The sequence below is a fragment of the Pseudoalteromonas sp. CF6-2 genome (assembly GCF_021729425.1).
In the GTDB taxonomy this organism is placed as follows: Bacteria; Pseudomonadota; Gammaproteobacteria; order Enterobacterales; family Alteromonadaceae; genus Pseudoalteromonas; species Pseudoalteromonas arabiensis.
This window is the reverse complement of the sequence record NZ_CP091442.1, coordinates 2,512,771-2,532,487: the sequence shown is the minus strand read 5'-3', so window position 1 is coordinate 2,532,487 and position 19,717 is coordinate 2,512,771. Positions and strand designations below refer to the sequence as shown.

At 42.5% G+C, this 19,717-nt stretch carries 21 protein-coding genes; all 21 read left to right on the top strand.

Features of this window, described 5'->3' with window-relative positions; genetic code table 11:
• Positions 1 to 89 precede the first annotated feature (89 nt).
• The 21 genes from fliE (at position 90) to L3Q70_RS11695 (ending at position 19,703) form a co-directional block, all read left to right on the top strand.
• Positions 90 to 422, top strand: a complete 333-nt coding sequence (gene fliE / locus L3Q70_RS11795; protein WP_062569723.1) for a flagellar hook-basal body complex protein FliE — start codon at positions 90 to 92, stop codon at positions 420 to 422.
• A gap of 20 nt (positions 423 to 442) precedes the next feature.
• The gene (gene fliF, locus L3Q70_RS11790; protein WP_062569724.1) at positions 443 to 2,158 is read left to right on the top strand and encodes a flagellar basal-body MS-ring/collar protein FliF; all 1,716 of its coding nucleotides are present in this window, start codon (positions 443 to 445) and stop codon (positions 2,156 to 2,158) included.
• Positions 2,151 to 3,188 (top strand): flagellar motor switch protein FliG, encoded by a 1,038-nt coding sequence (gene fliG, locus L3Q70_RS11785; protein WP_062569725.1) that lies wholly within the window; start codon positions 2,151 to 2,153, stop codon positions 3,186 to 3,188. The genes fliF and fliG overlap by 8 nt, the downstream gene beginning before the upstream one ends.
• Before the next feature lie 3 nt (positions 3,189 to 3,191).
• Entirely contained in the window at positions 3,192 to 4,010 is an 819-nt protein-coding gene (gene fliH, locus L3Q70_RS11780) for a flagellar assembly protein FliH (RefSeq protein ID WP_062569726.1), read from the top strand.
• Positions 4,011 to 4,028: 18 nt separating this feature from the next.
• On the top strand, positions 4,029 to 5,360 hold the full coding sequence (gene fliI / locus L3Q70_RS11775; RefSeq protein WP_062569727.1) for a flagellar protein export ATPase FliI: 1,332 nt from the start codon (positions 4,029 to 4,031) through the stop codon (positions 5,358 to 5,360).
• Positions 5,360 to 5,815, top strand: a complete 456-nt coding sequence (fliJ, locus tag L3Q70_RS11770; RefSeq protein WP_062569728.1) for a flagellar export protein FliJ — start codon at positions 5,360 to 5,362, stop codon at positions 5,813 to 5,815. Before fliI ends, fliJ begins: the two co-directional genes overlap by 1 nt.
• Before the next feature lie 92 nt (positions 5,816 to 5,907).
• Positions 5,908 to 7,737, top strand: coding sequence for a flagellar hook-length control protein FliK (locus tag L3Q70_RS11765; RefSeq protein WP_237114307.1), 1,830 nt, complete (start codon positions 5,908 to 5,910; stop codon positions 7,735 to 7,737).
• Between the two features lie 78 nt (positions 7,738 to 7,815).
• On the top strand, positions 7,816 to 8,340 hold the full coding sequence (gene fliL / locus L3Q70_RS11760) for a flagellar basal body-associated protein FliL (protein WP_062569730.1): 525 nt from the start codon (positions 7,816 to 7,818) through the stop codon (positions 8,338 to 8,340).
• Positions 8,341 to 8,349: 9 nt separating this feature from the next.
• Positions 8,350 to 9,441 (top strand): flagellar motor switch protein FliM, encoded by a 1,092-nt coding sequence (gene fliM / locus L3Q70_RS11755; RefSeq protein WP_062569731.1) that lies wholly within the window; start codon positions 8,350 to 8,352, stop codon positions 9,439 to 9,441.
• 22 nt (positions 9,442 to 9,463) lie between these two features.
• Positions 9,464 to 9,865, top strand: a complete 402-nt coding sequence (gene fliN / locus L3Q70_RS11750) for a flagellar motor switch protein FliN (RefSeq protein WP_062569732.1) — start codon at positions 9,464 to 9,466, stop codon at positions 9,863 to 9,865.
• Positions 9,862 to 10,245, top strand: coding sequence for a flagellar biosynthetic protein FliO (fliO, locus tag L3Q70_RS11745; RefSeq protein WP_062569733.1), 384 nt, complete (start codon positions 9,862 to 9,864; stop codon positions 10,243 to 10,245). The genes fliN and fliO overlap by 4 nt, the downstream gene beginning before the upstream one ends.
• A 4-nt stretch (positions 10,246 to 10,249) precedes the next feature.
• Positions 10,250 to 10,990 carry a flagellar type III secretion system pore protein FliP gene (fliP, locus tag L3Q70_RS11740; RefSeq protein WP_062569734.1) on the top strand — a complete coding sequence of 247 codons (741 nt, stop codon included), beginning with the start codon at positions 10,250 to 10,252 and terminating at the stop codon, positions 10,988 to 10,990.
• A 39-nt stretch (positions 10,991 to 11,029) separates the two neighbouring features.
• Positions 11,030 to 11,299 (top strand): flagellar biosynthesis protein FliQ, encoded by a 270-nt coding sequence (gene fliQ / locus L3Q70_RS11735; RefSeq protein ID WP_062569735.1) that lies wholly within the window; start codon positions 11,030 to 11,032, stop codon positions 11,297 to 11,299.
• Positions 11,300 to 12,079 (top strand): flagellar biosynthetic protein FliR, encoded by a 780-nt coding sequence (fliR, locus tag L3Q70_RS11730; RefSeq protein WP_062569736.1) that lies wholly within the window; start codon positions 11,300 to 11,302, stop codon positions 12,077 to 12,079. It begins immediately after the preceding gene.
• 9 nt (positions 12,080 to 12,088) lie between these two features.
• Positions 12,089 to 13,219: a flagellar biosynthesis protein FlhB gene (gene flhB / locus L3Q70_RS11725; RefSeq protein WP_062569737.1), complete on the top strand. Its 1,131-nt coding sequence runs from the start codon at positions 12,089 to 12,091 to the stop codon at positions 13,217 to 13,219.
• Positions 13,220 to 13,290: 71 nt separating this feature from the next.
• Positions 13,291 to 15,402 carry a flagellar biosynthesis protein FlhA gene (gene flhA, locus L3Q70_RS11720; protein WP_062569738.1) on the top strand — a complete coding sequence of 704 codons (2,112 nt, stop codon included), beginning with the start codon at positions 13,291 to 13,293 and terminating at the stop codon, positions 15,400 to 15,402.
• Positions 15,403 to 15,422: 20 nt separating this feature from the next.
• The gene (flhF, locus tag L3Q70_RS11715; RefSeq protein ID WP_062569739.1) at positions 15,423 to 16,904 is read left to right on the top strand and encodes a flagellar biosynthesis protein FlhF; all 1,482 of its coding nucleotides are present in this window, start codon (positions 15,423 to 15,425) and stop codon (positions 16,902 to 16,904) included.
• Complete coding sequence (locus L3Q70_RS11710; RefSeq protein ID WP_062569740.1) at positions 16,897 to 17,757, top strand: MinD/ParA family protein; 861 nt, start codon at positions 16,897 to 16,899, stop codon at positions 17,755 to 17,757. The genes flhF and L3Q70_RS11710 overlap by 8 nt, the downstream gene beginning before the upstream one ends.
• Positions 17,758 to 17,783: 26 nt before the next feature.
• Positions 17,784 to 18,494, top strand: coding sequence for an RNA polymerase sigma factor FliA (locus L3Q70_RS11705; RefSeq protein WP_062570035.1), 711 nt, complete (start codon positions 17,784 to 17,786; stop codon positions 18,492 to 18,494).
• Positions 18,495 to 18,534: 40 nt separating this feature from the next.
• Entirely contained in the window at positions 18,535 to 18,918 is a 384-nt protein-coding gene (gene cheY, locus L3Q70_RS11700; protein ID WP_016708035.1) for a chemotaxis response regulator CheY, read from the top strand.
• Positions 18,919 to 18,935: 17 nt separating this feature from the next.
• The gene (locus L3Q70_RS11695) at positions 18,936 to 19,703 is read left to right on the top strand and encodes a protein phosphatase CheZ (RefSeq protein ID WP_062569741.1); all 768 of its coding nucleotides are present in this window, start codon (positions 18,936 to 18,938) and stop codon (positions 19,701 to 19,703) included.
• Positions 19,704 to 19,717: the final 14 nt, after the last annotated feature.

The following is a 19,717-nucleotide window of genomic DNA, read 5'->3' as shown; positions in this document are numbered from 1 at the left end:
AATAATAACCAATTGTTTTTATTGGTTTTTATTTGTGGCACGCTTTGTGCATTTTACTTATTAAGTGAACTGCATCGTCAGAGAGTATTATGAAAATTCAAAACAGCGCATTATTTCAAGAAATGCAATCTATGGCTCTAGAAGCGGGCCGTAGCCAGTCAGTTAATAACTTACCAACACAAGCTCAGCCGACTTCATCAGCACAGTTTGGTGATTTACTTAGTAATGCGCTTGATAACGTTAATGGCCTACAACAAGACGCTAAGCAAAAAGTCACCGCATTAGAGATGGGAGATCGCAGTGTTTCTTTGGCAGAAGTGATGATAGCTTCGCAAAAGTCTTCAGTGGCTTTTGAGGCGACGGTACAAGTAAGAAACAAACTTGTTGAAGCATATAAAGACATTATGAACATGCCTGTTTAACTAGGTAGTGGAGAATTATTGTGGCGCAATCTAATCAATCAACTGATCTAGCCTTAGCAGGTGGTGGAGTCGATTCACCTGATACTGAGGAACAACAAGAGCAAAAGTCTGGATACTTAAGTGCCCTGAACGGTGTGGATGTACTTCGTCAGGTTACGTTAGTTATTGCATTGGCTATCTGTTTGGCAATCGCTATTTTTATCATTATTTGGGCTCGTCAGCCTGATATGCGACCGCTTGGTAAAATGCCAACGGAAGAGCTTATTCAAACTCTCGACTTTTTAGATGCTCAAAAGATTGATTATGAATTAGATGGTAATGTCATTTCGGTTGAAGAAGGCGAATACCAAAATATTAAGCTATTGATGGCTCGTGAAGGCCTTGAGCAAGCGCCAAGCTCAGGTACTGATATCATCATGCAAGATATGGGATTTGGTGTAAGCCAACGCCTTGAACGAGAACGTTTAAAACATGGCCGTGAGCAGCAGCTTGCGCGCACCATTGAAGAGCTAAAAAATGTAACTCGCGCCAAAGTACTTTTAGCTATTCCAAAAGAAAACGTATTTGCTCGTCGTGAAAAACAGCCTTCTGCTACGGTGGTGCTAACGCTTAAGCGTGGCCGCACACTTGATGGTGAAGAAGTTGACTCAGTGGTTGATATTATTGCGTCAGCTGTACAAGGGCTGTCACCTGAGCGCGTTACAGTTACCGATCAAAATGGCCGTTTACTTAACTCAGGCTCACAAAATTCACTGGCAGCTCGCTCACGTAAAGAGTATGAAATTGAGCGCAAACGTGAAGAAGAATATCTTAATAAAATCGATAGTATCCTTATCCCTGTCGTGGGGTTAGGCAACTACACAGCGCAAGTAGATTTGAATATGGACTTTAGTGCCGTTGAAGAAACTCAAAAGCGCTTTAACCCAGATTTACCTGCCGTGCGCAGTGAAACAACGTTTGAAGAAAATAACATTGGTGGTTTAGCGGTTGGTATTCCTGGTGCCTTAACAAACCAGCCGCCTGTTAACTCTGATATCCCTGAGGTAGCGGGTCAAGGTGCTGCTGGCACAGCAACTAACCCAAGTCGCTCTCACAAAGAAGCAACCCGTAATTATGAGTTAGATACAACGATTTCACATAAACGTCAGCAAACAGGGGTTATCCGTCGTATTAGTGTATCTGTTGCCGTTGACTACGTGCCTCAAGTCGGTGAAAACGGTGAAACAACAATGGTACCGCGCTCGGTTGAGGCATTGTCAAATATCCGTCGCTTATTACAAGGTGGTGTTGGCTTTGATATGCAGCGTGGTGATGCGCTAGAAGTTGTAACCGTGCCTTTTGTTCGCCAAGACACAGGAGAAGCAATCGAAATACCACTGTGGGAACAAGAGTGGTTCATGAAAATGCTACGTTTAGCGCTGGGCGCCTTGGTAATCATTGTACTAATAATTGCTGTTGTTAAACCGATGCTGAAACGCTTAATTTACCCAGATGATACACTGGAAGAATATGATGAAGATGCGCTAAGCTCAGGTATAGATATTGGTGATAGTACGCTAGATATGCTAAATAAAGACTTTGACTCGGCTGCTGTAGGATTCTCAAGTGATGGTACACTACAGCTACCAGATTTACATGGCGATGAAGATTTACTTAAAGCAGTGCGAGCACTGGTAGCAAATGAGCCTGAATTGTCTTCACAAGTAGTGAAAGCGTGGTTAACAGAAGATGACTGATCAAGAAAAACAACTACCTGCGGCGTTTGATGTCGACAAATTAGACGGCGTAGATAAAGCCGCGATACTTTTGCTGAGTTTATCAGAAGAGGATGCAGCACAAATCCTAAAACACTTAGAGCCAAAACAGGTTCAAAAAGTCGGGATGGCAATGGCTGCGCTGGATGATTTATCGCAAGCAAAAATTAGCGCTGTACATAACTTGTTTATTGAACAAATTCAAAGCTTTAGTACTATTGGTTTCCAATCTGAAGACTTTATTAAGAAAGCACTAACCGCAGCCCTAGGTGAAGATAAAGCAGCAAGCTTAATCGATCAGATTGTAATGGGCTCAGGTGCGAAAGGCCTCGATTCGTTAAAATGGATGGACTCTAAACAGGTTGCTAATATTATTCGTAATGAGCACCCGCAGATCCAGACCATTGTGTTATCTTATTTAGAGCCAGAGCAGTCTGCGGAGATCTTGTCGCAGTTCCCAGAAAAAGTGCGCCTCGATTTAACCATGCGTATTGCTAACCTTGAAGAAGTTCAACCTGCTGCACTCCAAGAATTAAACGAAATCATGGAGAAACAGTTTGCTGGTCAAGCAGGTGCACAAGCAGCTAAAATGGGTGGCTTGAAAGCCGCGGCAGATATCATGAACTACCTAGATACGAATGTTGAAGGTCAGTTGATGGATTCAATCCGTGAGCATGACGAAGAAATGTCGCAACAAATCCAAGACTTAATGTTTGTCTTCGAAAACTTAATGGATGTAGAAGATAGAGGCATTCAAGCGATTCTTCGTGAAGTGCAACAAGATGTACTGATGAAAGCAATCAAAGGTACCGACGAAGCACTGAAAGAAAAGATCCTAAGCAATATGTCAAAACGTGCCGCAGAACTGCTTGCTGATGACTTAGAAGCAATGGGGCCTGTGCGTATTAGTGAAGTAGAAACGGCACAAAAAGAAATTCTGTCAACAGCACGTCGCTTAGCAGATTCAGGTGAAATTATGCTTGGTGGCGGTGGTGGAGAGGAGTTCCTGTAAATTATGGATAAACCATCACTTCACCGAGGTAAACCTGTTCACGCCAGTGAAGCGGTTGATGAACTTTTAGAAAATTGGCCAATTCCTGATGTTGAACAAGATACTCGCAAGTATGCGGGACGCTCTACTGCATTTGGCACGCCTTTAGCTGATTTATATCGTAAAGAGCAAGAAAAAGCACCCGCAAAGGAAGAGCCTGAAGAGCCAGAAATACCCGCATTAACAATGGCTGAGCTTGAAAAAATTCGTCAAGATGCGTTTGAGGAAGGTTTAAAGCAAGGCCATGAGCAAGGCTATATTGATGGCTTCGAAAAAGGTGTAGGTGAAGGAAAAGAAGCCGGCTACAAAGAAGGTGTAGAGTTAGGTAAAACCCAAGGCCAAGAAGAAGTTAAGCCTATAATTGAAGAGCAACTCACGATATTACGTGGCTTACTTGATAGCCTATCAAATCCTTTATCACAAGTGGATGAAAGCGCTGAAAAACAGCTCGTGCAACTGGCTGTGATGTTAAGTGAGTCACTGATTTATCAAGAAATTAAAACCTCGCCAGATATTGTTTTACATGCCTTAAAACAGGCGATAGATGCGCTAGGTGACGAACAAACAAAAGTACGTATTCACTTACACCCTGATGATATTAAACTCGTCACAGAAGGTTATGGTGAACAAACTGTTGCAGACAATCACTGGCAGTTAGTGGCAGAACCGACCCTTGAACGCGGCGGATGTGAAGTTAAAACACCTCAGTCATCGATAGATATGACCGTAAAAACCCGCGTCAAAGAAACATTGGAAAACTTTTTGCATAACAGTGGTATCTAACCACTTTTTAGGCTCAGTATGAGTAGTCAAACACCCCTTGGCGAACGTTTAAAGCGTTATGAAAAGCACATAAAAGTCAGTAAGCCTGCTGTCGCAGGCATTTTGACGCGCGTTGTCGGTTTAACTCTCGAAGCGAAAGGTCTTCGCGCACCGGTTGGTAGCCAGTGCAAAATTGAAACAATCAATGGTTATGTTGACGCTGAGGTTGTTGGTTTTAATGATCAAACCTTATATTTAATGCCAAATGATCATATTTCCGGCGTGTTACCTGGCGCACGGGTTATTCCCCAAGTTAACGAAACAGGCTTGCCTGTGGGTATGAGTCTACTCGGTCGTGTTATTGATGGTCTTGGTCGTCCACTTGACGGCTTAGGTGCAATTAAGGCTGAGCATTACCTGAAGTTTGCACAAAACGCGATTAACCCTCTTGCCAGACGTCCAATTAGCCAGCCAATGGATGTTGGGGTGCGGGCGATCAATTCCGTTATCACTGTTGGACAAGGTCAGCGTATGGGCTTATTTGCAGGCTCAGGTGTGGGTAAGTCAGTGTTACTGGGTATGATGACCAGAGGCTCAGAAGCCGATGTCATCGTAGTTGGTTTAGTGGGAGAACGTGGCCGTGAGGTAAAAGAATTTATTGAAGAAATTCTTGGTGTTGAAGGGCGTAAACGTTCTGTTGTTGTTGCTGCACCTGCTGATGCATCACCGCTTATGCGTTTAAAAGGCTGTGAAAGTGCCGTCACAATTGCCGAATATTTTCGTGATCAAGGTCTCAATGTGTTACTGCTGCTTGATTCAGTGACTCGTTACGCGATGGCGCAGCGTGAAATCGCGCTCGCTGTAGGTGAGCCTCCGGCAACAAAAGGTTATCCGCCTTCCGTATTTGCAAAATTACCCGCATTAGTTGAGCGTGCTGGTAACGGTGGTGAAGGGCAAGGTTCTATTACTGCATTTTTTACTGTGCTGAGCGAGGGGGATGACATGCAAGACCCTATTGCCGATTCTGCCCGTGCTATTTTGGATGGTCACATCGTGTTATCGCGAGACTTAGCTGATAGTGGTCATTATCCTGCCATCGATATTGAAAAGTCTATTTCACGGGTTATGCCTCAAGTTGTCTCAGAGCCGCACATGCAACAAGCAAGAGTGCTTAAACAAGTCTATTCTATGTACCAGCAGAATAAAGACATGATTACGCTGGGAGCTTATCAAAAAGGAACAGATCCTATGCTTGATCAAGCAATTAATATGATGCCAGCAGTGAATCAGTTTTTACAACAAGGCATGAAGGATGTGATCAGCTATGACGATGGCTTACAAGGCCTAGCACAACTGTTAGGACAAGCATAATGGCTAAAAATAAACTTGATTTATTACTAAAGCTTGAGAACGATAAAGAAGAATCACTGCGTATGGATTACTTAAAAGCACAGCAGCACTTGCAAAGTAACCAACAAAAGCTACAAGGCTTAAATAACTTTCGTCTTGAATACTCACAGCAGTTGCATACTAAAGGGCGTTCAGGGTTATCAAGCGCAGGCTTTAGCCAGTACCACTCGTTTATTGCCAAAATAGAAGAAGCGATTCGTCAACAGGCAAGCACCGTGAATACTGCAAAGCAAGTTGTTGCGCAGCGAAAAACTCTGTGGTTAAAACAGCAAGTTAAAGCAAAAGCGGTTGCTAAGCTTATCGAAAAACAGGCAATTAAGCAGGCCGCGGCAGTCGCTAAAAGTGAGCAAAAAATGCTGGACGAGTTCGCTTCAAATCAATTCTATCAACGCCAGTTGAAAAATCCGACACTGTAATTTTTTAGGCATATAATTTGCATTTGTACTTGCTAGTAACATTTATTTTGGCACTTACGGCGGCAAATTGCCCCTTTATACTCAGGTGAATTATGGCGATCAGTGAAATTAATTTGCAAGTAAAAACAGAGCAAGGTACTGGTTTTTCAAGTAAAGAAACAGATTCTTCAGAGCAATCATCAGATGTAAGCTTTTTATCAACGCTTACACAAGCTCATGATGCGGCAAATGAAACCACCAGTAAGGATCGTCAAAGTGAACCTGTCAAACAAGTGGATGATTCAAAGCCGTCAGAAACAGCCGAAGATGAGCCAAAAAGCGAAGACAACACATTATTATCGCAAATTAATGCATCGCAAGCGATGAGTACCCACGTTAACGTCATCAATAACGCAGAAGCTGAGCAGCCAGCGAGTGCTGCTAATACACAAATTGCTAAACCTGATGGAACGCCAGTAAAAGACACGACTTCTGTTGCCAGCTTAATCGAAAAATCAAAAGTCGCGACAGCTGTTAATAACGAATTGAACGCCGCTAATTTACCGCCAAAAGATAAAGTTGAACCGGTGGTGGGTAAAGTTGCAGCTCAAAGTGATACGGTAATAGATAAGCAACTTAACATTGATGAGTTAAAAGTTGCTATGCAAAGTGAGCCAAAAGTGGCAGCAGAATTAACGAAAGCTGCGAACATTAGTGATGAACAAACAGTCCGTTTACTCGCTCAGCTACAAAAAGGAGATGGTCAAGCCGTCAGTCAATTAGCTAAAGAGCTTGCTTTATCACCAGAACAACAAGCCAAGTTGGAGCAGCAAGTAGCTGAATTAAAAGCGAGCGGCGAACTCAAAAACAGTGATATCAAAGCGATTAAATCACTGCTTAGTGAAGTATTGAACACTCACTCTAGTAATAACCCAGTTAAGCGTGACAATGCTTTACAAAACAATGAGCAAGTACTTGCAAATGAAAGTAAAGATACGACTAGTAAATTACCTCAATCAATAGAAAAACAAATAAGCGCACTGACTAAAAGTGAGCAACAAGTTTTATTGAATAAAGTGAATGAGCAGTTACACACATTGCCTGAAGATTCTGAGCAATATAACAAGTTATCCGCAGTGCAAGCACGTCTAACTGAGGCTGTAAATCATTCAGATAAGAGCGCCGCCACCACAAGCTATGCGGCGGTGCAGTCAAATAAAGACAGCACTTCGCGTTCAGAACTGGCATCAGCTAAGCCATCTGTTGATATGACTGCAGAGGCTGAACCACTAAGTGAAGCTGAGATCTTAGCTGTGAAGGAAGCAGCTAAAGAGCCTGCATCTGCACGTGTTGTGCAATTATTCAATCAATTAGCAACACAGACAACGACAGCACAAACCAGTGCCTATGAACTTGCAGCGCAGCAGCACGAACAAGCACTTGAGCTACAAAATATACAAACACAATCGGTACAACAGACGAGCAGTAAAACGGTGAGTGTTGACTCAGGCGTCATGCAAGCGATAAATATTGTAAAAAGTGACGCTGCTAAAATGTTGCAAGAGCGAGTCAGTGCACTATTAAATATCAATAATAAAGAAGCAGAAATTCGCCTCGACCCACCGGAAATGGGCAGTATGCACATTCGTATTCGCAGTGATGCAGAGCAAGCACAAATTAACTTTGTGGTTCAAAACCAGCAAGCGAAAGAAGCGCTTGAGCAATCAATGCCACGCCTGCGCGAAATGTTGGCGCAGCAAGGTATTGAGCTTGGTGAAAGTAGTATTCAACAAGGTGAATCTGGAGCGCAGCAAGACCCACAGCAAGGGCAAGGGAATCTAGCGGGTAATCAACATGAAGAAGAAAGTCAGACTAGCACTGCTGCAACAAATGTCGAAACTTCTCGACAACAATCTTCATCATCAATAGATTACTATGCTTAAGTCCTGCTATTATAAGAAATAAATTAGTTACAGTATGTACTGCTTAAATAATATGCTGTAATCGTGAAGGAAGTGATAATGGCTGAAGATGTAAATTTAGAAATAGAAGATACCGGTAAAAGTAAGAAAAAGTTGATCATCATTATAGCCGTCGTTGCTATTGTGGTGGCAGCTGGCGCAGGTTATTTTCTATTTTCGGGTGATGATGCGCCCGCTGAGTCACTTGCCGATGAAACAACCGTAGCAAATAATGCTGCAGCACCTTCAAGCTCTGCAGAAGTGGGCTCTGCGCTCTATGTCGCGATGCCACGTCCATTTGTGTTCAATGTACCTGGTGCTAGTCGAGATCGTATAGTGCAAATAAAAGTGCAGCTTTTAGTGCGCGGCGAAGTCAATGAAGAAACAGCTAAAAAGCACATTCCTTTGATTGAGAGCACTTTATTAAGTGTACTTTCTACCACAACCGCCGACGAGTTGGGTACTAGCGAAGGGAAAGAAACGGTGCGAGTAGCTGCACTTGAAAAAGTTCAATCTGCATTAAACGATGTTGAGGGCAGTAAAGTGATTGAGCGGGTATTGTTTACCGGCTTTGTGATGCAATAAGGGGTCAGCGTGAGCGATTTACTATCCCAAGACGAAATTGATGCGCTATTACATGGTGTCGATGAAGTCGAAGAGGAAGATATTGGCGAAAGTGGTGATTCGGACAGTAGTACGCTTCAGTATGACTTTTCATCACAAGATCGTATTGTCCGTGGTCGTATGCCGACCTTGGAAATCGTCAACGAGCGCTTTGCAAGGCATATGCGGATCAGCTTATTTAACATGATGCGCCGTACCGCCGAAGTGTCTATCAACGGCGTGCAAATGATCAAGTTTGGCGAATACATCCATACTTTGTTTGTACCGACAAGTTTGAATATGGTGCGTTTTCGTCCCCTCAAGGGAACGGGGTTAATTACCATGGAAGCACGCTTAGTGTTTATTTTGGTAGATAACTTTTTTGGTGGAGACGGCCGCTATCATGCCAAAATAGAGGGCCGTGAATTTACCCCTACTGAACGTCGTATCGTACAAATGCTACTTAAAATAATCTTCGAAGATTATAAAGAAGCATGGGCACCTGTTATGGATGTGTCATTTGAATACCTAGACTCTGAAGTTAACCCCGCAATGGCAAACATCGTGAGCCCAACAGAGGTTGTGGTAATTAGCTCATTTCATATTGAGCTAGACGGTGGTGGCGGTGATTTTCATATTGCACTGCCTTATTCAATGCTTGAGCCGATTCGTGAGCTACTTGATGCCGGTGTACAATCTGATACTGAAGATACAGATTTACGTTGGAGTAAAGCATTACGTGATGAAATCATGGATGTTGAAGTTGATTTATCGACCCAACTACTTGAAGTCGATTTATCACTTGAACAAATAATGGAGCTTAAAGCAGGCGATATTATACCGGTTGAAATGCCGGAACATATCACAGTGTTTATTGAAGAGTTGCCAACCTTTAGGGCGAAAATGGGTCGCTCAAGGGATAATGTGGCACTTCAAATCAGCGAAAAAATTAAACGTCCTGAATCAGTTAAGTCGGAACTACATGTGTTTACAAAAGGTGGTAAAAAACTTGATTCAGATGCAGAATTAGCAGAACTAGAAGATGATTTGCACCTATCTGAAGGTGTTGATTTAGACTGGTAGTCGATTTATAAGGTTAAATATAATGAGTGATGATCAAGATACAATGGACGAATGGGCTGCGGCATTAGCCGAAGCTGAGGAAGCCGAAAATGGCACAGGTGAAGCTGCTGTCGCGGAACTTGATGAGCTTAAAGATGAAAAGCATGAACTGTCTGGCGAAGAAAAACGCAAGCTTGATACTATTTTAGATATTCCGGTTACTATTTCTATGGAAGTAGGGCGCTCTAAAATAAATATCCGTAACTTACTACAACTCAACCAAGGTTCAGTTGTTGAGTTAGACCGTGTTGCCGGTGAACCTCTTGATGTGTTAGTGAATGGCACCTTGATAGCGCACGGTGAGGTGGTCGTTGTTAATGATAAATTTGGTATTCGTCTTACAGATGTAATTAGCCAAGTTGAGCGAATTAAAAAACTACGATGATTACTTTAGCAGCACTAACAAGTGTAACCAGCACTGCAATGCCTACAGCATCACCGACGGCAGATATTCTGTCTATGGTGATGTCGCTATTTTTAGTACTTGTGGTTATTGTTGTACTTGCCTTTTTTGTCAAAAAACTTAACCCTAATCTAACCAACAGTGATGAGTTTAAGGTGATTCGTAGTTTACCGCTTGGTTCGCGAGAGCGTCTAATGGTGGTAGAGATAGATAACAGCCAGCACTTAATTGGTGTGACGCCTCATAGTATAAATTACCTACATAAGCTCGAAACACCGCTCAAAGAAAAGGAATTGCCTGAACTAGCAAAACGATTTGGCAGTTTACTTAACACTCAATCATCTCTAAATAAAAAGAACTAACGCTATGATCAAGTGGCTACTTATTTTAGCAAGTGTACTGTTTTTACCTTCTGTTCATGCTGAGGGTATCGAAGCACTCACCATTACAACGAATCCAGATGGCTCGCAAGATTACTCTGTAACCTTACAAGTCCTTGCAATTATGACTGCGCTGAGCTTCATTCCTGCCGCAGTTATTATGATGACCTCATTTACTCGTATTATTGTTGTGCTCGCTATTTTGCGTCAAGCAATTGGTTTACAACAAACGCCCTCTAATCAAATATTACTTGGTATGTCGCTATTTTTAAGCATTTTCATCATGGCACCAATTTATCAACAGGTAAATGAGCGGGCAATCGAGCCATATTTGAATGAGCAAGTGACGTCAGTACAGGCATTAGAGCTTGCAAAAGAGCCTATGAAAGCGTTTATGCTTTCCCAAGTACGTATTAAAGATCTTGAGACTTTTGCAAAGATCGCAGGTCACGATAAGCTTGACTCTCCAGAAGACACCCCGCTAATCGTGCTTATTCCTGCGTTTGTAACAAGTGAACTACAAACCGCATTTATTATCGGTTTTATGTTCTTTATACCGTTTCTCATCGTCGATTTGGTGGTTGCATCAGTACTCATGGCAATGGGTATGATGATGTTGTCGCCAATGATTGTATCTTTACCCTTTAAAATTATGCTGTTTGTTTTAGTCGATGGTTGGAGTCTTGTGATGGGGACCCTTGCAAAGAGCTTTGGTCTAGGGGTCTAGCGATGCTTAATGTGACCAATAGCAACTAGGAGCGATACGATGGAACCAGAAATCTTTGTTGATATTCTCAGTGGCGCACTTTTCTTAGTGATTAAATTAGTCTCGGCAATCGTTGTACCTGGTTTATTAGTGGGACTGGTTGTGGCTGTTTTCCAAGCGGCTACATCAATTAATGAGCAAACGTTAAGCTTTTTACCGCGTTTATTGATAACAATTAGCGCATTAATAATTGGTGGACATTGGTTTACTCAAGAGTTGATGGATTACTTTAATGGTTTAGTGTTATCAATTCCAGAGATTGCAGGGTAAATGGAATTTCCATTTGCAGTGGTCATTCAGTGGTTAAGTGACTTCTTACTACCACTGGTGCGCATTAGCTCCATGATTATGATAATGGCGGGCTTGGGCGCAAAAAACGTTCCTGCACGTATAAAATTAGGTTTGGCGGTAGTTATAACCTTAGTAGCCGTGCCTGTATTACCTCCGACGAGTTTTACTAACTTGTTTTCGTTTGAAATGATACTGGTCGTTATTCAACAAATGTTGATTGGTGTTGCTATTGGCTTTGCATCTGTTTTGCTGCTCAATACCTTTGTGCTGGCAGGGCAAATATTGGCAATGCAAACCGGTCTTGGTTTTGCGTCAGTCGTTGACCCTTCAAATGGTTTAAGCGTACCTGCTGTGGGTCAATTTTATCTCATATTAGCAACGTTATTGTTTTTTGTGTTCAATGGGCATTTGATGATGATTCAAATGGTCATCCACAGTTTTCAAGTTTTACCAATTGATGGTAGCTGGTGGTCAGTGGACCATTACTGGGATATCGTCACTTGGGGTGGCTGGATGTTCACCACAGCCCTCGTTTTAGCCTTGGCGCCATTGACTGCTATGCTAGTCATTAACATGTCGTTTGGGGTGATGACACGTGCAGCACCACAGCTTAATATTTTCTCAATTGGTTTTCCGTTCACCTTAGTGGCCGGTCTTGTGATCATTTGGGCGACGCTGGGTAACTTTATGACCCAGTTCGAGTTCCAGTGGCTGAAAATGGTTGAGTTGATGTGTAGCCTTGTTGGTTGTACCCCTTAGGAGCGCACTATGGCTGAAGATTCAGGTCAAGAAAAAACCGAAGAACCCACCAGTAAAAAAATAGAAGACGCGAAGAAAAAAGGTCAAGTAGCTCGTTCGAAAGAGCTTGGTACAATGTTTGTTCTCATGTTTTCTGCTATTTCGCTGCTTTTGTACGGGCCAGAAATTGGTAAAGGCTTGTATAACGTGATGGGGCGATTGCTTAGCTTAAATCGTAATGAAACCTATGACACCACAAAAATGTTCTCGGTTTGGGGGGTTGTGGGTGATGCCTTGCTCTTTCCTATGGCGATGTTTGTTTTTATCATCGTTATTGCTGCTTTTATTGGTAATACCTTATTGGGGGGCTTTAATTTTAGTTGGAAAGCCGCTGCGCCTAAAGCCAACAAAATGTCTCCAGCTAAAGGCATAAAACGTATGCTAGGCCCACAAGCGGGGGTTGAATTGGTGAAGTCGCTGTTAAAATTTGCGGTTGTGGCTGGTTTTGCAGTGTTTTTAATTAATACCTTTTTCGATGAGATACTGCATCTGAGTATAGAAAGTGCGCCTGGTAATATTATCCACTCCCTTGAGATTTTATCGTGGATGTTTTTAGGACTGACATGTACTTTAATTGTTATTGCAGCTATCGATGCGCCTTACCAAAGTCATAAGCATCATAAAGAGCTAAAAATGACGCTTCAAGAAGTCAAAGATGAGTATAAAAACTCAGAAGGTGACCCACAAATAAAAGCACGTATTCGTCGTACGCAACGAGAAATGTCGCAACGACGGATGATGCAAGATGTGCCTGATGCGGATGTTATTGTAACCAACCCGACTCACTACTCTGTTGCCATTAAATATGACACAGCAAAAGCAGGGGCGCCTATCGTACTTGCTAAAGGCCTTGATGAACTTGCTATGCAGATTCGTAAAGTGGGTAAGGGTAATGATGTCCCTATCGTTGAGTCGCCAGTACTGACGCGTGCGCTTTATCATACGACAGAAGTTGGGCAGCAGATACCCGATCAACTGTTCACCGCGGTTGCCCAAGTACTTGCCTATGTATTTCAGCTAAAACGCTTCAAAAAAGGCCGTGGTAAACGCCCAATCCCTCTGAATAAAAAACTGCCAATACCTGATGATTATAAATATTAGCGAGTCGCTTTATAACTTGGAATAGTTATTGCAAATTCCGTATAGTGTCAATTTTTTGAAATTGTTGAATTATGGAATTTAAAGCGGTATTACAACAACTTAATAAAGATAAAAAAGAGTATGCTAAAGGTGTGGGTACACCATTACTAGTGTTAGCTGCGCTAGGTATGGTGATTTTACCACTGCCACCTTTTCTTTTAGATATTCTTTTTTCGTTTAATATCGCGCTCGCACTTGTGGTACTTCTGGTCACGGTTTATACCATGAAGCCACTTGAGTTTGGTATGTTTCCAGCCGTATTGTTAATCGCCACGATTATGCGCCTTGCACTCAATGTTGCCAGTACCCGTGTTGTGCTACTTGAAGGTCACAACGGTGGTGACGCAGCAGGTAAGGTTATCGAAGCATTTGGCTCGGTGGTGATAGGTGGTAACTATGCCGTAGGTTTAGTGGTCTTCCTTATCCTTATTATCATTAACTTTGTTGTTATCACCAAAGGGGCAGGCCGTATTTCTGAAGTGTCAGCACGTTTCACCCTAGATGCAATGCCAGGTAAACAAATGGCGATTGACGCCGATTTAAATGCCGGTTTTATCAGTGCAGAACAAGCGCGTGAGCGCCGTGATGAAGTAACCCGTGAAGCTGATTTTTACGGTTCAATGGACGGTGCAAGTAAGTTCGTTAAAGGCGATGCCATCGCCGGTATCGTGATACTTGTAATCAATATTGTTGGTGGTTTATTTGTTGGTATGATCCAGCACGACTTAAGCTTTAGTCGAGCGATGGAGGTTTATACTCTGCTAACGATTGGTGATGGCCTAGTAGCGCAATTACCATCACTGTTACTTTCAATTGGTACGGCGATTGTTGTGACGCGTCAAAATGAGTCGCACAACATGGGGGAGCAGTTTAAAACTCAGTTAGGTAACGAAAAATCTTTATATATTGCATCGGGCATTCTAATCACCATGGGTTTAGTGCCAGGTATGCCGCATATCGCATTCTTAAGCTTAGGTGCATTGCTTGGCTATCTTGCATATTTCACGCAAAAACAAAAAGCAAAAGCCGAAGCCGAGCAAGCAGAAATCGAAGCAAATGGCGGAGCACCAGGCACCGGTGTTGCTAATAAACAAGAGCAAAAAGAGCTGGGCTGGGATGATGTTCAGCAAGTAGATGTTATTGGTCTAGAGGTTGGTTATCGTTTAATTCCACTTGTGGACCAATCACAAGGCGGAGAACTACTTAATCGCATTAAAGGCGTGCGTAAAAAGCTATCTCAAGAACTTGGTTTCTTAGTACCTCCTGTGCATATTCGCGATAACTTAGAGCTCGATCCAAATGCCTATCGCATCACGATGATGGGTGTATCAAGTGGTGAAGGTGAATTAAAGCACGGTGATGAGCTGGCAATTAACCCAGGTCAAGTATTTGGCCCAATCAAAGGTGTTGAGACAAAAGATCCTGCATTTGGCCTTGATGCAGTATGGATCAAGCCAGATCAAAAAGACGAAGCCCAATCTCTTGGTTATACGGTTGTTGATTCTGCGACTGTGGTTGCTACACACATCAGTCAGTTGCTAACGAACAGCGCAGCCTTGCTACTTGGTCACGAAGAAGTGCAAAACTTATTAGACATGCTAGCGAAGAGCCACCCACGTCTTGTTGAAGGTTTGGTGCCTGACGTTCTACCACTCACAACCGTTGTAAAAGTACTACAAAATTTACTTAATGAAGGGGTGGCAATTCGCGATATGCGCTCGATTGTTCAAACCCTTGTTGAATATGGCCCACGTAGCCAAGACCCTGATGTACTAACAGCTGCAGTACGAATTTCACTGCGTAGACTTATCGTTCAAGACGCTGTTGGTATGTCTTCTGAGATCCCTGTCATAACCTTGGCGCCTGAGTTGGAACAGATGTTGCATCAGTCACTTCAAAATGCAGGTGACGAAGGTGCCGGAATAGAACCAAGCCTTGCAGAGCGACTTCAGCAATCATTGAATGAAGCGCATCAAAACCAAGAAATGGCCGGTGAACCTTCAATACTGTTAACGTCAGGAATGTTACGTACTGTGTTATCTCGTTTTGTTAAGTACACGATTCCAGGTTTAAGGGTCATGTCTTATCAAGAGGTACCAGACGAAAGACAGATTAAGATTGTCAGCTCAGTAGGCCAACAATAGGATAGTAAAGGGGTTGAACCATGAAAATTAAACGTTTTTTTGCTAAAGATATGCGCACTGCACTTAAAGAAGTGAAAGATGAATTAGGTGTTGATGCGGTTATTATGTCAAATAAAAAGCTCGCTAACGGTGTTGAAATTGTTGCAGCTGTAGATTATGACAAGGCAGCCCCTAAAGCTGAAGCAGCGCCCGTAGCAGTGCAATCAAAACCTGCGCCACAGCCTAATTTTGTTAAGCCTGAGCCAATGCGTGCTAAACCTGAGCCGCAAGCACAAGTTGCCGATAGCCTACAAGCGTTACTTGAGCGCCAAGCCCCACGCCCTCGTTCGCCTGAGCTTGCATCTATGTTTAGCCAATCTGGTATCGATACGAGCGAACACTATCAACCTAAAGAGCCTAGTTTTCAACAGCAACAACCTGAGTATGCTCAAAAGCCACGCTACCAAGAACAAGCTGCACCTCGCATGCAAACGCAAGCCCATAGCCTAGGTTTTGATGATGACTTAGATGCAGGCTTTGATGATTTAGATTCACCGGTAGAACAGAAAAACTCTGCGCCTGCTAACCAATCAGAAATGGCGACAATGCGTGAAGAAATGAATGCGATTCGTCAATTACTCGAACATCAAGTATCGGGCTTAATGCAGCAAGATATGGCACGTCGTGATCCAACTCGTGCGTGTATGATTGACCGTTTAGCGGGGATGGGAATTGAGCGTGATGTTGCTGAGCAAATGGCGTGTTTTATTCCAGACGATGTTTCACGTCAACAAGCTTGGCAAGCACTCCTGCAAATGGTTGAAAACCAAATGCACACCACCAATAACGAAATCTTACGTCAAGGCGGCGTGTTTGCACTTGTTGGGCCTACAGGGGTTGGTAAAACAACCACCGTTGCTAAGCTTGCTGCGTTAGGAGCCCAAAAATACGGTGCCGACAAAGTTGCATTAATTACGACGGATACATACCGGATTGGTGCCTACGAACAACTTGCTACCTATGGCCGTATTATTGGCTGTGGTGTTAAACAAGTAAAAGATGCAAATGAATTGGCTGAAGTGCTATACCATTTACGTAATAAGCGACTAGTATTAATAGACACAGCGGGAATGAGCCAACGTGATTTACGCTTGACTGAGCAGCTTAATACACTAATGCGTAATCAGCGAGTTGATATTCGTAGTTACTTAGTATTAAGTGCTACAGCACAAATAAATGTGTTGCAAGAAACCGTAAGACACTTTAAAAAGGTGCAACTAAGTGGTTGTATATTCACTAAGTTGGATGAATCGCTAAGTTTAGGTGAGATTATCAGCATAGCGATTCAAAATCGTCTTCCGATAGGGTATCTTACTAATGGTCAGCGAGTTCCAGAGGATATTCGTGTTGCAAATGCCGAAAAACTAGTGAAAAAGGCTGAGCAATTGTATTTAAAACGAGCAAAAGCACAACATTCACGACGTCAAGCAGTAGCGTCGAGCACAGTAGGGATGTATGATTAACACAGTATTAGATCAAGCAAGCGGCCTGCGCAAAATGAATCAAAATAATAATAGTGGCGTTAAAGTTATCGCTGTGACTGGTGGCAAAGGTGGTGTGGGTAAAACCAATGTTTCACTAAATACCGCTATTGCACTCGGTCAGCAAGGAAATCGAGTATTAGTACTTGATGCCGATTTGGGATTGGCAAATTGTGACGTCATGCTTGGCCTTCGTGTTGAACGTAACTTATCTCATGTTTTATCTGGCGAATGTGAGCTAGATGAAATCCTTGTTGAAGGCCCTGCGGGGATTAAAATAGTCCCTGCAACCTCTGGTTCGCAGAGCATGGTGGAACTAAGCCCTTCTGAGCATGCCGGCCTTATCCGCGCTTTTAGCGAGTTAAATACAGAGTTTGATATCTTAATTGTTGATACCGCCGCGGGTATTTCCGACATGGTATTAAGCTTTTCACGTGCAGCACAAGATGTCGTTGTGGTTGTATGTGATGAACCTACCTCCATAACCGACGCCTATGCACTTATTAAAGTACTGAGCCGTGAACATGGTGTATATAAATTTAAAATTGTTGCCAATATGGTCCGCAGTATGCGTGAAGGCCAAGAATTGTTTGCTAAACTATCAAAAGTAACCGATCGTTTCTTGGATGTATCTATGGAATTAGTTGCAACAATACCGTATGACGAAAATATGCGTAAATCGACTCGACGCCAAAAAGTGATTGTTGAGTTGTTTCCTAGTTCGCCAGCAGCAGTCGCATTTAAAACATTAGCAACAAAAGCAGTTAAGTGGCCAATACCGAATCAACCATCCGGTCATTTAGAATTTTTTATTGAAAAACTAGTAAACGGCTAACTATGACAACATCGGTGAATAAAGCGATGGGATATCAATCAGCAAACAATTTGAATGCGATTGTCGAAAAGCATGCCTCTTTAGTCAAAAAAGTGGCATGCCATTTAATTGCTCGTTTACCCGCCAGTGTTCAATTAGACGATTTAATTCAATCAGGCATGATTGGCCTTATAGAAGCATCAAAAAACTTTGATGCAGGCAAAGGAGCGAGCTTTGAAACCTTCGCTGGTATACGCATTCGCGGTGCGATGCTTGATGAAATTCGTCGCGGGGATTGGGCGCCTCGCTCTGTTCACCGAAATGCACGCCTCGTTGCTGAAACCATAGCCGCACTAGAAAGTACTTTAAATCGAGAACCCAAAGATACAGAAGTTGCTGAAAAACTTGATATTACGCTCGATGAGTACCATCATATCTTACATGATGTAAATTCTAGTAAAGTTCTGGGTATTGAGGATTTAGGTGTTGATGAAGACGTTATTACACCTATGGGGCAAGATTTAGCACTAGACAAACCGTTTAATAACGTTAAAAATGAACGGTTTAACCAATCTCTATTAACGGCTATTCAATCGTTACCGGAAAGAGATGCACTTGTTTTATCTTTGTATTACAACGATGAAATGAATTTAAAAGAAATAGGGCACATACTCGACGTAAGTGAATCGCGTGTGAGTCAAATACATGGTCAGGCGATGATTAAGCTCAAAGCAAAAATCAATGACTGGATTAATTAGTAGTAAGTAAATATAGGTTCAAACCTCACCGGAGGATGTTTTGGATAAAAACATGAAAATTCTTGTTGTTGATGATTTTTCTACAATGAGACGTATCATTAAAAACCTGTTAAGGGATTTAGGTTTCACCAATGTGCAGGAAGCTGATGATGGTTCAACAGCATTACCAATGCTACAAAATCAAGAATTTGATTTTGTTGTCACCGATTGGAACATGCCAGGTATGCAAGGTATTGATTTATTGAGAGCTATTCGTGCCGACGACAGCCTAAAGCATATTCCAGTGCTCATGGTGACAGCTGAAGCGAAAAAAGAACAAATTGTTGCTGCTGCTCAAGCGGGTGTAAATGGTTATATCGTTAAACCATTCACTGCTGCGACACTGAAAACCAAATTGGAAAAAGTGTTTGAACGTTTAGGTTAATCTAAGGGGAGAGGCTTATGTCAGCACTTGCTGCGCCTCAAATAAGTTTAGAGCAAGCTCGTCAACTTGTTGAGTATCTTGAAAATGGTGAACAAGAAAAAGCGGATAAGCTAATACTTGACACAGCATCAAAAGAACAATCAGAGCTGTTTGCAGAAATTGGTAAATTAACGCGACAACTTCATGAAGCGCTAAAAAACTTTGATCTCGATACGCGTTTAACTGGCTTAACAACGGAAGCAATACCCGATGCTAAACAGCGCTTAAATTATGTCATGGAAATGACAGAAAGCGCCGCTAATAAGACCATGGATGCAGTGGAAGCAAGTTTGCCAATTGCTCAGCAACTTGCAGACGATATAGCGACGATAAAACCTACGTGGGATCGTTTGATGAATCGAGAAATTGAGCTCGGTGAATTTAAATCGCTATGTCATAGCTTAGATAAGTTTATGAACAGCTCGCAAACTAAAACAGATGAGTTACAAGGCTTGATGACGAATGTGCTGATGGCACAAGATTATCAAGACTTAACAGGGCAAGTTATACGCCGAGTCATCGAATTAGTACGCGAAGTAGAAGACAGTTTAATCAATCTTTTAACTGTGTTTGGCAGTCAAGAAGATGGTCATCAAAAACAAGAAAAACAGGCCATAGAACAAGCACCTGCACAAAGCGATACGCTTGCAGGTCCTGAAGGGCCAATTATTGATAAAGAGTCTCGCGATGATGTTGTCTCAGGACAAGATGAAGTTGATGATCTATTATCAAGTCTGGGCTTCTAAGAGGAGAGTAGCTG

Coding starts and splice junctions, on each gene's coding strand:
- fliE (WP_062569723.1), top strand. CDS start 90: ATGAAAATTCAAAACAGCGCATTATTTCAAGAAATGCAATCTATGGCT.
- fliG (WP_062569725.1), top strand. CDS start 2,151: ATGACTGATCAAGAAAAACAACTACCTGCGGCGTTTGATGTCGACAAA.
- fliH (WP_062569726.1), top strand. CDS start 3,192: ATGGATAAACCATCACTTCACCGAGGTAAACCTGTTCACGCCAGTGAA.
- fliI (WP_062569727.1), top strand. CDS start 4,029: ATGAGTAGTCAAACACCCCTTGGCGAACGTTTAAAGCGTTATGAAAAG.
- fliJ (WP_062569728.1), top strand. CDS start 5,360: ATGGCTAAAAATAAACTTGATTTATTACTAAAGCTTGAGAACGATAAA.
- L3Q70_RS11765 (WP_237114307.1), top strand. CDS start 5,908: ATGGCGATCAGTGAAATTAATTTGCAAGTAAAAACAGAGCAAGGTACT.
- fliL (WP_062569730.1), top strand. CDS start 7,816: ATGGCTGAAGATGTAAATTTAGAAATAGAAGATACCGGTAAAAGTAAG.
- fliN (WP_062569732.1), top strand. CDS start 9,464: ATGAGTGATGATCAAGATACAATGGACGAATGGGCTGCGGCATTAGCC.
- fliO (WP_062569733.1), top strand. CDS start 9,862: ATGATTACTTTAGCAGCACTAACAAGTGTAACCAGCACTGCAATGCCT.
- fliP (WP_062569734.1), top strand. CDS start 10,250: ATGATCAAGTGGCTACTTATTTTAGCAAGTGTACTGTTTTTACCTTCT.
- fliQ (WP_062569735.1), top strand. CDS start 11,030: ATGGAACCAGAAATCTTTGTTGATATTCTCAGTGGCGCACTTTTCTTA.
- fliR (WP_062569736.1), top strand. CDS start 11,300: ATGGAATTTCCATTTGCAGTGGTCATTCAGTGGTTAAGTGACTTCTTA.
- flhB (WP_062569737.1), top strand. CDS start 12,089: ATGGCTGAAGATTCAGGTCAAGAAAAAACCGAAGAACCCACCAGTAAA.
- flhA (WP_062569738.1), top strand. CDS start 13,291: ATGGAATTTAAAGCGGTATTACAACAACTTAATAAAGATAAAAAAGAG.
- flhF (WP_062569739.1), top strand. CDS start 15,423: ATGAAAATTAAACGTTTTTTTGCTAAAGATATGCGCACTGCACTTAAA.
- L3Q70_RS11710 (WP_062569740.1), top strand. CDS start 16,897: ATGATTAACACAGTATTAGATCAAGCAAGCGGCCTGCGCAAAATGAAT.
- L3Q70_RS11705 (WP_062570035.1), top strand. CDS start 17,784: ATGGGATATCAATCAGCAAACAATTTGAATGCGATTGTCGAAAAGCAT.
- L3Q70_RS11695 (WP_062569741.1), top strand. CDS start 18,936: ATGTCAGCACTTGCTGCGCCTCAAATAAGTTTAGAGCAAGCTCGTCAA.